The organism is Halorussus salinisoli, from assembly GCA_005239435.1.
Classification (GTDB): domain Archaea; phylum Halobacteriota; class Halobacteria; order Halobacteriales; family Haladaptataceae; genus Halorussus; species Halorussus salinisoli.
The window spans coordinates 253,719-267,772 of the sequence record ML241305.1; the positions used below are offsets into that span (position 1 = coordinate 253,719).

The following is a 14,054-nucleotide window of genomic DNA, read 5'->3' on the forward strand; positions in this document are numbered from 1 at the left end:
GTATGCTTTTGAGCAGGACTCAGGGCCTCAACTGAGCAAAATCGAGATATACAACCTACTCGACAGCTAGCTGTTCGGGTCCCACTCCTCGCAGGCGTCCATGTCGTCCATCTGCCGGCCGTAGAAGCCGCAGTGAGGCTGCATCCCTTCGTTTGTCTGGACGTACTGGAAGTACCGACAGTTGCCGCAGTAGGCGTCGGTGGTCTGCTGGCGGGGTTGGCCGGGTGCGTCGGGGTCGTCGAGCGGCGACCGGATGTCGCCGTCCGTCGCAGTACCCCCGTCGCTGGTCGCCGGGCCTCGGCCCGGCGCTCCCCGACCCGAGGTTCCCTGCCCCGGTTGGTTCGTCTGGGTCGGCGTCTCGCCGTCGGGCGTGTCGCCGAAGAAGCCGACGCCGCCGAGTCCGGTCTCGACGGGGTCGGGGTCGTTGTCCGGGTCCCCCGCGGCCGAGTCGACCAGTCCGGTCCGGAGCGCGCGCACCTCGTCCAGTTCGTCGAACTCCTCCAGTTGGCCCTTTTGGACTTCGACGGTCCGGACCTCGCCCTCGTGGCTCACTTCGAGCGTGACGGTCCCGCCGGGGTCGTTGCGCGTCTTGAAGTTGACGACGGCGACGAACAGGCACCCGAACGTGACCAGCGCGCCGAAGAAGTAGATGGCGACGACCGGAAGGGTGTAGTCTACCGGCCCGGACGCGCCAGCCCACTTGTAGGGATAGGCGTAGGTGAACAGCGCGACGCCCAGCACCGAGACGCCCGCGCCGATCGCGGCCGCGGCCCGAACGCGCGGGCTGGCCGGCAGGACGCTGAAGATGCCGACGAACACCGCCGGGACGCCGAGGCCGGCGAGTACCCCGGCGGCTTCGCGTCCCTGCCACCATTCGAGTCCGAACGCCGATTCGACGCCCGTCGTGGACAACACGATAGCCAGCACGACGAGCAGCGCCCCGGCGGCGAACAGGCCGACCCCGAGGTAGAGGAGTCGGACGTTCCCGACTTCGCCGACGTTCCTCTCGTAGGCGTCCGCGAGGCTTGTCATGCCCGGGTAATTGTACGCTATCAAGTAAACGTTGCGTCAGACGCTCGTCGTCCGTTCTGACGTGTTTCGGAGGCGGTACCTCAGGCGGGTGTGGCGCGCCGGGAATTGCAAGGACGAAGAACGACCCGCGTCCGCCGAGCGACGCGCGGACGGCGCGACGGCGGCGTGGTGACAGCGCGGCGACAGCTCGACGGCGCCAGTTTAGACAACTACACAAAGCCCAAAGATAACTCGTTGTTTCTTTCGGAAACGATATCGTTTCCCACTCCACCGTTCGTCCCGCGTAGACGCCCGACCGCTCCGACGCTCCGCCGAGACACCACGTTTTTGCCCGTCGGACCCGAACCCCGACGCATGGCAGACGACGATCCCAACGAGAACTCACCTGACGAGACTGCATCCGAAGACGGCGAGGGCGAGGAGAAGTCCTTCCGCGAGCGAGTCGAAGAGATTCGAGAGAAGCGCGCCGAGGAAGGCGAGGGCGACGAGGGCGACCGACGCGAGAAGATGGAAGAGATGATGGGCGGCGGTGGCGGCCCCGGCGGCATGGGCGGGGGCAACCCCTTCGCGCAGATGATGGGCGGCATGATGGGCGGCGGCCCCGGTGCGGGACCGGGCGGCGCCGGGCCCGGCGGCCGACCCGGCGAGAGCGAGAGCGGCGGAAACGAGGAACTCGTCCGTGAGGTTCGACAGCTCCGCGACGAGGTCCGCGACGCGACCCGACAGCTCCAGCGCATCGCCGACGCCGTCGAAGACCTCGACGACTGACGTCCCGGGCGTTCCGCGCCGACTCGACTTTTACTTACTTCGGAGATTCCGGCGAGCGACGGGTTCGACCAGTTGGTCGGCGAAACGAGGCGTTCATCGGCCTTCCCGAACTCGTTTTTCCATGACGATCTCGTCGTACTCCCGATACTCCAGCGGGTGCGTTCCCGTCTTTTCGTAGCCGCGCCGACGATACAGGTCGGGAAGGTACGGGTGATCCTCGGGCGTGGTCAGCCAGATCGTCGCGTACCCCCAGTCTCGTACCGCTCGCTCTGCGCGGTCCAGCAGGCGACTCCCGACGCCCTCCCCTTTCCGGTTCTCGTGAACCCCGAGACGGCTGAGTTTGACGCGCTCGGAGTCCGTCGCTTCGAGTCGCACGCCACCGACGACTTCGTCTCCTGCCTCGGCGACGTAGACGCGGGACTTTCGAATCCATTCCGAGACGTCGCGCTCCGTCGCGGACTCCGCTTTGGCCGGAAATCCGAGTCGGCGGTTCTCCTCGTAGGCGCTTCGGTACGCTCGGGCGAGCGCTTCGGCGTCGGCGTCGGTCGCCCGCCGAATCTCCACCTCGGTCATTGGGGATTCGTAACTCGGAGTTCCGTATAGGTTTTCGGTCCCAGACGCGTCTCTCGGACGTGACCGTCTCGGTGGCTCTCGGCCCGCGTCCCGGGTACGAGGCCCGTCTTCCGGTCGAATCTCCGCAGCTGTTTCCGGGAGCCATGGATTTATTACCGGCCCATCTGCTATTTCGATTCGTAACAGTGGCCGAGTCGAGCAGCGGGTCGCTCCGCCTCTTCGGGAACCGCGAGTTCGTGGCGCTCGCCAGCACCGCGTTCGCCCGGAGTCAGGCCTACTCGACGATTCTCATTGCGCTGGCGCTGTACGCCGACATGTTCGACACCTCGGGCACGGTCGAGGGGCTGTTCGGCACCGCGTTCGCCGCGGTCCAGTTGCTCATCGTCCTGCCGCTCGGCCGGTACATCGACCTGAAGGACTCCAAGAAGTTCCTGCTCGTGGGCCTCGCGCTCAACGTCGCGGTCTTCGTCGGGTTCGCGTTCGCCAACACGGTCGAACACGTCATCCTGCTCCGCGCAGTGCAGGGGTTGGGCGCGAGCATCCTCTGGCTGACCGGCACGACCGTCGTCGGCGAGATAAGCCCCGACGAGTCACGGGGGCTCTGGATCGGCTCGTACAATCAGGTCGGGGCGTTCTCCAGTCTGTTCGGCGACGTGTTCGGCGGCCTCTTGCTCTTCCTCTACGACTTCGAGCTCACCTACGCCGTCCTCAGCTTCTTCACCATCGCGGCGTTCGTCTCGGTCTACGTCTTCCTCCGCGACGACCCCGGTGGAACCGCCGACCCCGAGGAGGCGTCGGGAATGGAGACGCTCGGGGACCTGCTCGGGCGGCGCGCGATTCAGGCGCTCGTCTTCTTCCGCGGGTCGTTCAGCGTCGGCAAGATGGCGGTCATCATCTTCCTGCCCATCTACGCCCGCACCGGGTTCGGCATCAACGCCTTCCTCATCGGCGGTATCATGGCTGGCGGCAAACTCACCAAGTCGCTCACGCAGGGCTGGGTCGGCGACTTGACCGACCGGTTTGGGAACAAGTCCCGGTTCATCCTCGCGGGCGCGCTGGTCTACGCGCTCGGGACCGCGCTCATCCCGATGGCAGGTTTCGCGGCGGGCGTCGTCCCGAGCGTGACCATCGCGGGGTTGGGCCACGAGATGGTCCTGCCGGGCGCGTTCTTCGTGCTGTTCGCGGCCTACAGCGTCCTCGGCATCGGCGACAGCCTCCGACTTCCCGCGAGCATGGCGCTGTTCGTCGAGGAGGGCGAGTACTTCGACGCGGTAGGGTCTAGCCTCTCGCTACGCTCCATCGCGTGGAAGGTCGGGCAGGTCGGCGGCCCGGTCCTCGTCGGGGCCATCTGGGACGCGACCTCGTTCCTCGTCGCGTTCTGGACCGCCGCGGCCTTCATCGTCGTCTCGACGGGCGTGTTCGCGTGGCTGTTCACCGCAGAGGCCGCGCCCGAACAGGTGGCCGCTTTCACGGACGACTGACGGGAAACCGAACTATCGCAGAACCCGGACTGCCGCGAACGCCGAAGCCACGCGGTCGGCGACCACGTATTTCCCGGCGGTCGTCGTACCGCCGCCCATGAATGTCGCAATCACAGGCGCGGCGGGCAACGTGGGCCGACAGGCGTTGCTGGCGCTCTGTGGCCACGAGGTGACGCCTATCACCCACCACGAACACGACGAGTTGGAGGGGCCGACGCTCGACGTGACCGACCGAGACGCCTTCGCCGACGCGCTCGTCGGACAGGACGTACTGGTCCACCTCGCGGGCAACCCCTCGCCCGACGCCGAGTGGGAGGGCGTCTTCGAACCGAACGTCGGCGGGACCTACAACGCCTACGAGGCCGCCCGCGCGAACGGCGTCGACCGAGTCGTGTTCGCCTCGTCGAACCACGCGGTCCAGATGCACAACGTCGCCGACCCCGCCGAACCCGAGTCGATGCGCGAGGACGCCGAGACGGTGCGTCCCGACGACCCGACTCGGCCCGACTCCTACTACGGCGTGAGCAAGGTCGCGGCAGAAGCCATCGGCGACTTCTACGCCGACTGCCACGGCATCGAGGTCGTGAATCTCAGAATCGGCTGGCTGATGGACGAGGACGAACTCCGCGAGACGCAGGACGACGCGGGCGGAGACGGAACCGGCGAGGCCCGCGCCCGGTTCGCTCGTGCCATGTGGCTGAGTCCCGGCGACTGCCGCGAGGCCATCGAGTCGGCGGTCGAGGCAGACCTGCCGGAGTCGTCCGTGACCGCCCACGCCGTCTCCCGAAACGACGACCGGTACCTCTCGCTGACCGAGACGACGCGGAAACTGGGTTATCGACCGCGGGACGACTCGGCGGAGGTACTGGAGTGACTCACTCCTCGTCTTCCGGAACCGCCGAGGACTCCTGCACGCCCTTCGGTTCCGGTCCCTTCTGCTCGCGGCCAGCGGTCCGGCCGAGGTAGAGCGCGCTGTTGACGAGTCCGATGTGACTGAACGCCTGTGGCGTGTTACCGAGGTGGCTCCCGGTCCTCGGGTCGACCTCCTCCGCGAGCAGACCGACGGAACTCGCGTACTCCAGCACGCTCTCGAACCGGTCGCGGGCCTCGCCGGTCCGCCCCGAGAGCGCCAGCGCGTCCACCAGCCAGAACGAACACAGCAGAAAGGCCCCCTCGTCGCCCGGAAGCCCGTCCTCGCCCTCGTAGCGATGCACGAGTCCGCGGTCGGTCACGAGTCGGTCGATAGTCGCGTCGATGGTCCCCTGCACCCGGTCGTCGTCGAACGGGAGGAATCCGATAATCGGTAGTAACAGGCCCGTAGCGTCGAGGTTCTCGCCGTCGAAACTCCTGGCGAAGCTTCCGATTTCCTCGTCGTACCCGCGGTCGAGGACGGTCTCGCGGATCTCCTCGCGGACGCTCGCCCACTTCTCGCGCGGCCCGTCGAACCCGCCGTTGTCCAGCATCTCGATACCTCTATCGAGCCCGACCCAGCACATCACCTTCGAGTAGACGAACTGCTGGGGATCACACCGGACCTCCCAGATGCCCTCGTCCGGCCGGTCCCAGACCTCGCAGACGTAGTCCACGACCGCTCGGACCGCCTCCCAGTCGTCCTCGTCCACGTCGAGTCCGTAGCGTGAAATCTCGTATACGGCGTCCAGAATCTCGCCGTAGATGTCGAGTTGGAGCTGATCCTCGGCCGCGTTTCCCACCCGAACCGGCGCGGAGTCGCGGTACCCCGAGAGGTGTTCGAGGAGACGCTCGTCGAGGTCCGAGTCGCCGTGGAGACCGTAGAGGGGTTGGAGGTTCTCGGGGTCGGTGGCGTCACAGAGCTCCAAGAACCACGACAAGTACACCTTCGCCTCGTCCTCGTGCCCGAGGTTGTAGAACGCCTGGGCGGTGAACGCCGCGTCCCGAATCCAGCTATACCGGTAGTCCCAGTTGCGGACGCCGCCAATATCCTCCGGAAGCGAGGTCGTTGGGGCCGCCGCGATGGCCCCCGTCTCGTCGTGCGCGAGCAGTTTCAGGGTGAGGCCCGACCGGACTACCTCGTCGTGCCACGGGCCGCCGAAGACGCAGGCCGACTCGTCGGGGCAGTCGTGGGCCCACCTGCGCCAGTAGTCGTCGGTCTCCGCGAGGACGGTTTCGAGGTCCGCTGGCCGAACGGGGGTCGGCGAGGCGTCGTCCGGGGGACCGTCGCCGCTCAGAATCAACCACTTCGTCTCACCCGCCGCGACGGTCGCAGTCCCCCGGACTTCGTCGTCCCGAATCTCGAACTCCCACGCGTCCGTCCTCGTCCCATCCGTCGCTCCCGAAAGTAACAGGGTCGGGTCGTTCTCCGTGCCCGTCGCTCGAACCGTTAGGTCGACTCGCCCGTCCGCGTCGGTTCGCTCGAACGACGGACTCGTCCGAGCGTAGTCGAACGCGGGCGCGAACGAGACCCGAACGGAGACTTCGCCCGCGTCGCCGGAGACGCGGCGGTACATCGCCCGCCTCGGCGTCCGAACCGAGTAGTCGTGGCTCACGACCGGCATGAAGTCGGTGACGGTCGCGCGACCTCCGGCGGTCCGGACCGTGGTTTCGAGGACGTTGCTTCGCTCGCGGTAGCGCTGTTCGGACTCGAAACCGACGGTCGGTCGGACCGCGAAGCGGCCGCCCCGGTCGGCGTCCAGTATCGCGGCGAAGACGCTGGGCGATTCGACGTGCGGGAACGGGAACCAGTCGATGCTTCCGTCGTCGGCGACCAGTGCGGCCGTCTCCAGATTCCCCACCACACCGTAGGATTCGAGCGGGGCGTACGACCCGCCCGGACGTAACTCACCTGCGGTCATTCACAGTGGGTTAGTGAGTCATCCACATAGGGCTACTGACGACGTGGCGGAGAGCGACAAAACCAGCCAGCGAGTTCTGGACCCCGATTATGAGACCGCGATGTCGTCGGCGCGCTTCACGATGTCGACGTCTTCGGCGTCGGTGGATTCGGTTTCGAGCCAGTGGGGGACGTAGTTCCGCTTCTCGAAGTCCTCGCGCTCGTCCTCTGTACCGATGACGCACCACAACTGGGGTTCGTCCGGACCGTGCCAGTCGCCTTGTCGACTGATGGCGAAACAGACGCGCTCACCGCCGTCGTAGTTGATGATGGCGTTCTTCCGGATGCCGGGGTTCCCGTGGATGATGAGTCGCTTCATGCGCGGCGATTCGGAAGGCGCGGGGTTAAACGCTTCGGGAATACTTCGGCGAAGGGTCTCGGGGGTTACGGTCGGTCTTTCCACGAACTCCCGAGGAGACGACCACCGACTCCGAGAAAGGCGTACGCATTTCTAAGGTGGAAAATTGATTTTGAAAGCCGTAGATAGATGTCTTTCTCCATTCGCTCGAACGGATTCGCCGTACAGGAAACCGACGCCAGCGAGAGGCGAAGCGGGTTCAGACGTACGCGTCGACGTGGTTCATGTGGTAGACGATTTCGTCCGAGAGATTCGACAGGTAGCCTGAGTGGTCGTCGCCGACCTGGGAGGTGGCGTCGAACTCGGTGTAGTTCGGCGCGGGCGTGTTGCCGTCCTCGTAGCCCGTCTCGCCGAGGGCTTGGTCGAACTCGTAGGAGTTGTAGATCCACTGCAACACGTCGTCCTCGTGGCTGTGGTAGTCGAACGACCCCGTGGTCTGGTCGGTGATGGCTCCGTAGGTGTCCCACGACCCCTCGACGGACTCCTTGGTGGGCGCTTCGTTGTCCTGTGCGGCACCGAGCAGGTGGGTCGAGGTTATCTCGTAGCCGCCGTCGTTCCACCACGACGACTCGTCGAGCGACCGGAGCGAACTCAGCAGGACCTGCGCGCCGAGCGAGTGACTGACGAATCGAAGGTCCGCGTCGGGACAGTCGTACGCGAAGTCGACCGCGAACTGGGCGAGTTTCGGACCGTTGCCCTGTGCGGCGTCCTTGGCCTCGCTCCACCCGTAGTCCAACCCACCGCCCACGTCGTTGTCCCACGTGTAGCCGACGACCGTACCGTCGTATCCGGCCGCGGCGAGTTCGCTCTGGGCGTGGCTGATCTTGTCGTGGGCCGCCTGTTCGGGGTCGTCGCTGTTCTTGTCCCAACCGTGGACGAAGACGGTCAGGTCGCCGACGCAACTCGTGTCGACGCCCGGTACGTCGCCGCTGGTGTCGTAGGTGAACGTCCCCTTGCCGGAGACGAGATTCCCGTCGTCGTCGAAGTGGCCACGAGTCGAGACGAGCGGTACGTCCGAGGCCGCCGCGGTGCCGGCGGAACCGACGAGCGCGGCCAGCCCGGTGGTGGTCACTGCACTACGCTTCAGGAACGTTCGCCGATTGAACGCCATAATATCCATAACTAACTGGGTTTACTTACCTTTATCTAATAACGAAACAAAAATGAGACGGACTATCCAACGGAATCGGTCATCGCACGAAGTCCTCGATGACGTCGGCCATCGAATCGTCGCGTTTCTCGACCCGGCGCTCGTAGCAGGCGGTACAGACGAGACCGGCGTCACCGACCGGCGCGCGCTCGGAGTCGTCTCGGCCGAAGTAGTAGCCACAGTCGGCACACACCAGCAGTTCGTCGGCAGGTACGAGCCAACCCCTGAGCGACCCGTAGGCCGCCTCGCCGGCGAGTAGTTCCGCGGGCGTGAGTTCGTCGGGCCAGTGGGTCGAGCGCACGAGTCGGTCGGCGTGGACCGCGTTGACGTGGTCGACCGCCTGCTCGCGGGCGCTCTGCCGGGCGGCGGCGCTGTCTTCGCCGGTCGCGTGGACGCGGTAGTCGCAGTGGACGCACTCGAAGCGATGTTCGACCATTATGCTGACTCGGGTGTCTCGCCCCGTTCGGCGTTCAGTACCGCTCCCTCGGCGAGTTCGTAGACGCACGCCTCCCTCTTCGGAACCCAACAGCTACGGCGGTCCTGCCGGACGTAGTAGGCCCGGTCGGTCTCGCGCTCCGGGACCGCCTCGGCGGCGAACACGCAGTCGCTTCCGGCGACCGATTCGAGGACCGACTCCTCGGCCAGCACCAGCGGAAGTCGGAAGACGGCTTCGCGCGGCGCGGCCGGGAGTGCGGCCGCGAGCGCGTCCGCGTCGTGCCTGTCCAGCGCCGGGTCGGCGAGCAGGTCGGCGTACCCCTCGACGCTGACCGTCCCGCCAGCGACCGAACCGCCGTCCGCGGCGACCGTGCCGGTTCCGGACGTGGCGTCCCCGTTCGGCGGTGACGCCTCGAACGAACCACGAACCTCGGCGTAGCTGACCAGTTCCGGGCGACTGTTCCGTAGCCACTCTCGCACCTGCGCGCGGTCGGCCGTCTCGACCGTCGTTCGGCCGCGCAAGCGGTCGTGCTCGGCGCACTGCCAGCCGGGGTCCGCGTACCGGACGACGCAGTCGCCGGGCGGGCAGGCCCATCGAACGCAGACCGCACCCTCGGTCCGCTTCATCGCGGTCAGGAAGTCCCGAGTGCGGGGACTCGCCTCGCGGTCGGTCAGGTAGTAGTTCCGGACGCGCTGGACCGGCGCGCTCGCCCCGGCCGACGCCAGCAGTTCGGCGACGCCGGTCATCGGGCACCTCCTCGCCGACGCCTCGGACGCTGGCGCGAGTGCGACCCCGCACCGTCCATTCCATATCGCACGAGTCGATTCGCGTAACAGGTTTGCATAGTCTCCTCCGGGGACCGCGAGTCGGGGGACAGGACCGTCGAGGCACACCACGTCCCGCCGTTCCGCGGTCGTTACCTAATCGTTCGGAGGATAGAGACTTAAAATCGCTCCACGCGCGGCGAAAGTAAAAGTGGCGCGGGTCGCCGGCGCAGGACGATTGGTCGGGGCCGGACCCGCCGACGGCGAATGTGAACCAAACGGGTTTTAAGCCCCGTGGCCCTACACCACGACAAGGTAGATATCTATGCAGATGCCACGACGGTTCAATACGTACTGCCCGCACTGTAAGGCACACGAAGAGCACGAAGTCCAGAAAGTCCGAACCGGTCGCTCGACCGGTATGAAGTGGGACCAGCGCAAACAACGGGAAGGTTCGAAGGGTATCGGGAACCGCGGTCGGTTCTCCAAGGTGCCCGGTGGCGACAAGCCTACCAAGAAGACCGACCTGAAGTACCTCTGCAGCGAGTGTGGCAAGGCCCACCTCCGCGAGGGATGGCGCGCCGGCCGACTGGAACTCGAGGACTGATACCATGGCAGGAAACTTCTACACGGTCCAATGCCCGGACTGCGACAACGAACAGACCGTCTTCGGTAAGGCCGCGACCGAGGTCGCCTGCGCCGTCTGCGGCGCGACCCTCGCCCGGCCGACCGGCGGCGACGCCGAATTCGAAGGCGAAGTCACCGAGACGGTACAGGCCCGATGAAATACAGCGGCTGGCCCGAACCCGGCGAACTCGTCGTCGGCAAGATCGACGAGATCGAGGACTTCGGCGTCTTCGTGGACCTCTCGGAATACGAGGACAAGCGAGGCCTCATCCACGTCAGCGAAGTCGCCAGCGGATGGATCAAGAACCTGCGCGACCACGTCAACGAGGGCCAGACGGTCGTCTGCAAAGTGCTGGACGTAGACGAGAGCGCACAGCAGATCGACCTCTCGCTGAAGGACGTCAACGACCACCAGCACTCCGAGAAGATTCAGGAGTGGAAGAACGAGCAGAAGGCGGACAACTGGATGGAGCTGGCCTTCGGCGAGGACGTGGACGACGAGAAGTACTCGCACGTCGCCAACGAGATGCTCGCGGAGTTCGGCGGTCTCTACGGCGGTTTCGAGCAGGCCGCGATTCACGGTCCCGAAGCGCTCGAATCGACCGACCTCACCGACGAGGAAGTCGAGCGAATCGTGGACACCGCCCGCGAGAACGTCTCGGTGCCCTACGTCACGGTCACGGGCTACGTGGACCTCGAAAGCCCGTCGAGCGACGGCGTGGACGACATCAAGGAGGCCCTGCAAGCCGCGGAAGGCAACGGCGACATCCCCGACGAAATCGAACTCGAAGTGACCTACGTGGGTGCGCCCGAGTACCGCATCCGGGTGAAAGCGCCCAACTACAAGACCGCCGAGTCCCAGCTCGAGGAGAGCGCCGCCCGCGCCGAGTCCGCCATCGAGTCGATCGGCGGCACGGGGTCGTTCCACCGCGAGCGCCAGACCGAAGACGAGTGAACCGACGAACGCCGAGGTCGAACGGACCATGAAATCGGACATTCGCGTCTGCTCGGCGTGGCGCGACCGCCACGCCCGTCCGGTTTACACCCTTTCTTCGAACTGTCCCGAGTGCGGAGCCGACGCCGTCAACAGCGCGCCCGCACCGTTCAACCCCGAGGATCCGCATGGAGAATACCGACGGGCACTTAAGGAGCGCGCCCGGGAATAAGCCATATGGACGAACTCGACATCGAGGCAGTCGCCGACCCGGACCTGCGGGACCCGGTTCTCGTCGAGGGACTGCCGGGCGTCGGTCACGTCGGAAAACTCGCGGCCGACCACCTCGTCGAAGAGAAAGACAGCGAGTTGGTGCGCCGAATCTACTCCGAACACCTCCCGCCACAGGTGTCGGTCTCCGACGACGGCACGGCCGAACTGGTCTGTTCGGAGATACACGCGGTCGAACTCGACGACCGAGACCTGCTCGTCCTCGTGGGCGACCATCAGGCCAGCGACAACGCGGGCCACTACCGACTGACCGAGGCGTTCCTCGACGTGGCCGAGGCGTTCGAGGTAGAGACCGTCTACGCGCTCGGCGGCGTCCCGACGGGCGAACTCATGGACGAGTACGCGGTCGTCGGTGCGGCCACCGACGCCGACCTCATCGAGGAACTGGAGGACGTCGGCGTCGAGTTCCGCGAGGACCAACCCGCGGGCGGCATCGTCGGCACCAGCGGCCTCCTGCTCGGTCTCGGCGAGCGCCGGGGATTCCGAGCGACCTGTCTGATGGGCGAGACCAGCGGTTACCTCGTAGACCCCAAGAGCGCACGGGCCGTCCTCGAAGTGCTGGAGGACGCGCTCGGTTTCGAGGTCAACTTCGACTCGCTGGAGGAGCGCGCCGACGAGATGGAAGACGTGGCGAACAAGATTCAGGAGATGGAGAACCAGCAGTCTGGGATGCCGAGCGACGAGAACCTGCGGTACATCGGCTGAAGCGTCCGACTCTCACTACCCGAACACGCGCTGTTTTTGCTCCAGGTAGTAGTGGTACGTCGCCGAGAGCGCGAAGAACACCACGAAGTACCACGACCAGAACTCGATACCGAACTGCGAGACGAAGAGAAGGTCGAACCGCACCGCGAGGAGCGTGACGACACCGAGGGCGCTTACGCCGAGGTAGTACGTCGCCCACGATATGTCGTCTTCCGATACCACCTCCATGTACACCTCGACCTCCTCGGCCCGGTCCCGGAGCTCGAGAACCTGCTCGCGCTGGTCGTAGTCGACTATCCCGAGGTCGTCGAGTTTCGGCAGATGCGTCTGGTGGAGCGAAACGTAGACGCTCTTGCGGACGTCGCGCGGCGGCGGCGACTCTCCAGTCTCGACCGTGGCGATGTGTTCCGCCAGCGAGTCCACCGAAAGCGGCCCGTCGGCGTCCCTCAGATGCTGTATCGTGTGCCGACGTCGGTCGTTCCGGAGGACGTTGTGTATCTCGCTCGGTTCGAGCTCGCCCTCTGGGTTCTGGTCCTGTACTGTCATGCTGTTAGAGACGATACCGACGCGACATACCGTTCGGTCAATCTAAGGCAACGGACATTAATGTTATCCCCATTCCGAGGCGAAGTGGTCCGAGATGGCCGGCGGGAGATTCTTTACCGTACGGACCCAACACCCTCGCGTGTTGCCCGAATGGCTGGTCGTCGGCCTCTGGCTCTCGGTCGCGGTCGGGGTCCTCATCGGAGTCATCTTCGTCGCCGGAGCGCGACTCTACCCCGACCGATCCTCGAACGCGACCTACACCACGGGCGAGGGCCGACGCCGCATCGAGATTCGGCAGTATCTCTCGGCCATCGGCGAGGAGTTCGCCGAAGAACACTTCGTGGAGGGCCAGCACGTCGCGTTCTACCTGCCCGAGCGCGACGTGGCCATCACCTTCGACGCGCGGGCCTACTTCCGCATCGAGCGGTCGCCGACCTACGCGGTCCTCGTGGAACACGAGATGCCCGGCATGCATCTGGGCGACCGTCTGCCGTTCGAGACGCCCGATATCTCCGAAGACGAGGACGACGAGCGCATGGACCCGACCGATGCCGCCTTCGCGATTCTGGGGGTGCCCCGCGGCGCGACCCTCCCGGAGGTCAAGCGCGCCTACCGCGAGAAAATCAAGGAGGTCCACCCGGACCACGGCGGTGACCGCGAAGAGTTCCAGCAGGTCCGCGAGGCCTACACCGCGGCGAAGAACCGCGCGAGTTAGCGAGTGGCAGCCACGTTTACCCGACTCGGGAATCATAGCCACGGCCATGGTGGCCATATATCCGATTCTCTCGCTGTTGGTCATCTTCGCACTCTCGTTGCTCATCATCCGAATCGGGTCGGTCGCGCTCCAGATGACCGGTCTCTCGCCGGAGGTCGCCTCGTTTCAAGCCACGTCGGCGTTCTCCGGGGCCGGATACACGACACAGGAGGCCGAGCAGGCGGTTTCGACCGCTGGACGACGGAAAATCGTGAAGGCGCTCATTCGCCTCGGCAGTCTGGGCCTCATCAGTGCCATGGCGTCGCTCATCGTCTCGTTCGTCAACACCGGTGGCGAGGACTTCCGGAGTTTGGTCTACGTCGTCGTCGGAGTCACCGCCATCCTCCTCGTCGCACGCAGTTCGTGGTTCAACCGAGTCGTCACGCCGGTCATCGAGCGGTCGCTGAGTCGCGCGACGGACCTCGACGTTCGGGACTGCGCTCAGTTGCTCGGTCTCCAGAGCGAGTATCGCGTCGCCGAAATCGACGTGCGAGAAGGGGACTGGCTCGCCGACGAGACGCTCGACAGGTTGAATCTCGGTGCAGAAGGCGTGTTGGTCCTCGGAATCAGGCGAGACGGCACGTACGTCGGTGCCCCCGGTCCCGATAACGAACTGCGGCCCGAAGACACCGTGATACTCTACGGAAAGGAAGACCGATTACGGGAACTCTCGGAGCGCGACGCCAGCGACGTTCGCGCCCACGAGGACGCTGTCGTGGCCCACGAAGCGGTTCTCGAAGAGCAGGCGGAACTCGTCGAGGAGTAG

The 14,054-nt window shown here is 65.7% G+C and carries 18 protein-coding genes; 10 read left to right on the forward strand and 8 right to left on the reverse strand.

From position 1 onward, the window contains the following. Positions 1–66: 66 nt before the first annotated feature. The gene (locus E2484_RS01350; protein ID WP_137283426.1) at positions 67–1,032 is read right to left on the reverse strand and encodes a cell division protein CdpA domain-containing protein; all 966 of its coding nucleotides are present in this window, start codon (positions 1,030–1,032) and stop codon (positions 67–69) included. Positions 1,033–1,386: 354 nt separating this feature from the next. On the opposite strand from E2484_RS01350, the gene E2484_RS01355 reads away from it, so the two are divergent. Continuing rightward, the gene (locus E2484_RS01355; protein ID WP_137283427.1) at positions 1,387–1,800 is read left to right on the forward strand and encodes a hypothetical protein; all 414 of its coding nucleotides are present in this window, start codon (positions 1,387–1,389) and stop codon (positions 1,798–1,800) included. Positions 1,801–1,893: 93 nt separating this feature from the next. Here E2484_RS01355 and E2484_RS01360 read toward each other — a convergent pair whose 3' ends face one another. Then, a complete protein-coding gene (locus E2484_RS01360) occupies positions 1,894–2,373 on the reverse strand; it encodes a GNAT family N-acetyltransferase (RefSeq protein ID WP_321111427.1) in 480 nt (159 codons plus the stop codon). Between the two features lie 185 nt (positions 2,374–2,558). Here E2484_RS01360 and E2484_RS01365 point away from each other — a divergent pair, with 185 nt between their 5' ends. Both E2484_RS01365 and E2484_RS01370 read left to right on the forward strand, forming a co-directional pair. Continuing rightward, positions 2,559–3,854, forward strand: a complete 1,296-nt coding sequence (locus E2484_RS01365; RefSeq protein ID WP_321111430.1) for an MFS transporter — start codon at positions 2,559–2,561, stop codon at positions 3,852–3,854. 97 nt (positions 3,855–3,951) lie between these two features. Then, positions 3,952–4,728, forward strand: a complete 777-nt coding sequence (locus E2484_RS01370; RefSeq protein ID WP_137283429.1) for an NAD-dependent epimerase/dehydratase family protein — start codon at positions 3,952–3,954, stop codon at positions 4,726–4,728. Between the two features lies 1 nt (position 4,729). Here E2484_RS01370 and E2484_RS01375 read toward each other — a convergent pair whose 3' ends face one another. From E2484_RS01375 to E2484_RS01395, 5 genes are all read right to left on the reverse strand, one after another. Next, the gene (locus tag E2484_RS01375; RefSeq protein ID WP_137283430.1) at positions 4,730–6,685 is read right to left on the reverse strand and encodes a glycoside hydrolase family 15 protein; all 1,956 of its coding nucleotides are present in this window, start codon (positions 6,683–6,685) and stop codon (positions 4,730–4,732) included. An 87-nt stretch (positions 6,686–6,772) separates the two neighbouring features. Further along, positions 6,773–7,042 carry an HAH_0734 family protein gene (locus E2484_RS01380; RefSeq protein ID WP_137283431.1) on the reverse strand — a complete coding sequence of 90 codons (270 nt, stop codon included), beginning with the start codon at positions 7,040–7,042 and terminating at the stop codon, positions 6,773–6,775. A gap of 238 nt (positions 7,043–7,280) precedes the next feature. After that, positions 7,281–8,192 carry an alpha/beta hydrolase gene (locus E2484_RS01385; RefSeq protein WP_137283432.1) on the reverse strand — a complete coding sequence of 304 codons (912 nt, stop codon included), beginning with the start codon at positions 8,190–8,192 and terminating at the stop codon, positions 7,281–7,283. Between the two features lie 79 nt (positions 8,193–8,271). Continuing rightward, positions 8,272–8,667, reverse strand: a complete 396-nt coding sequence (locus E2484_RS01390) for a hypothetical protein (RefSeq protein WP_137283433.1) — start codon at positions 8,665–8,667, stop codon at positions 8,272–8,274. Continuing rightward, on the reverse strand, positions 8,667–9,413 hold the full coding sequence (locus E2484_RS01395; RefSeq protein WP_137283434.1) for a hypothetical protein: 747 nt from the start codon (positions 9,411–9,413) through the stop codon (positions 8,667–8,669). Before E2484_RS01395 ends, E2484_RS01390 begins: the two co-directional genes overlap by 1 nt. A gap of 343 nt (positions 9,414–9,756) precedes the next feature. Between E2484_RS01395 and E2484_RS01400 the strand changes: the two genes are divergently transcribed. From E2484_RS01400 to E2484_RS01420, 5 genes are read left to right on the forward strand one after another with little or no spacing between them, the layout of a single operon-like run. Continuing rightward, a complete protein-coding gene (locus tag E2484_RS01400) occupies positions 9,757–10,038 on the forward strand; it encodes a 50S ribosomal protein L44e (RefSeq protein WP_128477830.1) in 282 nt (93 codons plus the stop codon). Positions 10,039–10,042: 4 nt separating this feature from the next. Then, on the forward strand, positions 10,043–10,216 hold the full coding sequence (locus E2484_RS01405) for a 30S ribosomal protein S27e (RefSeq protein WP_137283435.1): 174 nt from the start codon (positions 10,043–10,045) through the stop codon (positions 10,214–10,216). Beyond that, positions 10,213–11,013, forward strand: a complete 801-nt coding sequence (locus E2484_RS01410; protein ID WP_137283436.1) for a translation initiation factor IF-2 subunit alpha — start codon at positions 10,213–10,215, stop codon at positions 11,011–11,013. The genes E2484_RS01405 and E2484_RS01410 overlap by 4 nt, the downstream gene beginning before the upstream one ends. Positions 11,014–11,041: 28 nt before the next feature. Then, entirely contained in the window at positions 11,042–11,224 is a 183-nt protein-coding gene (locus E2484_RS01415; RefSeq protein WP_137283437.1) for an RNA-protein complex protein Nop10, read from the forward strand. Between the two features lie 5 nt (positions 11,225–11,229). Next, positions 11,230–11,988: a proteasome assembly chaperone family protein gene (locus tag E2484_RS01420; protein WP_137283438.1), complete on the forward strand. Its 759-nt coding sequence runs from the start codon at positions 11,230–11,232 to the stop codon at positions 11,986–11,988. Positions 11,989–12,003: 15 nt separating this feature from the next. Here the strand turns inward: E2484_RS01420 and E2484_RS01425 are convergent, their stop codons facing one another. Beyond that, positions 12,004–12,534, reverse strand: a complete 531-nt coding sequence (locus tag E2484_RS01425) for a DUF7344 domain-containing protein (RefSeq protein ID WP_137283439.1) — start codon at positions 12,532–12,534, stop codon at positions 12,004–12,006. A gap of 94 nt (positions 12,535–12,628) precedes the next feature. Between E2484_RS01425 and E2484_RS01430 the strand changes: the two genes are divergently transcribed. Continuing rightward, a complete protein-coding gene (locus tag E2484_RS01430; RefSeq protein ID WP_170977198.1) occupies positions 12,629–13,249 on the forward strand; it encodes a J domain-containing protein in 621 nt (206 codons plus the stop codon). 46 nt (positions 13,250–13,295) lie between these two features. Next, positions 13,296–14,054, forward strand: coding sequence for a TrkA C-terminal domain-containing protein (locus tag E2484_RS01435; RefSeq protein WP_137283441.1), 759 nt, complete (start codon positions 13,296–13,298; stop codon positions 14,052–14,054).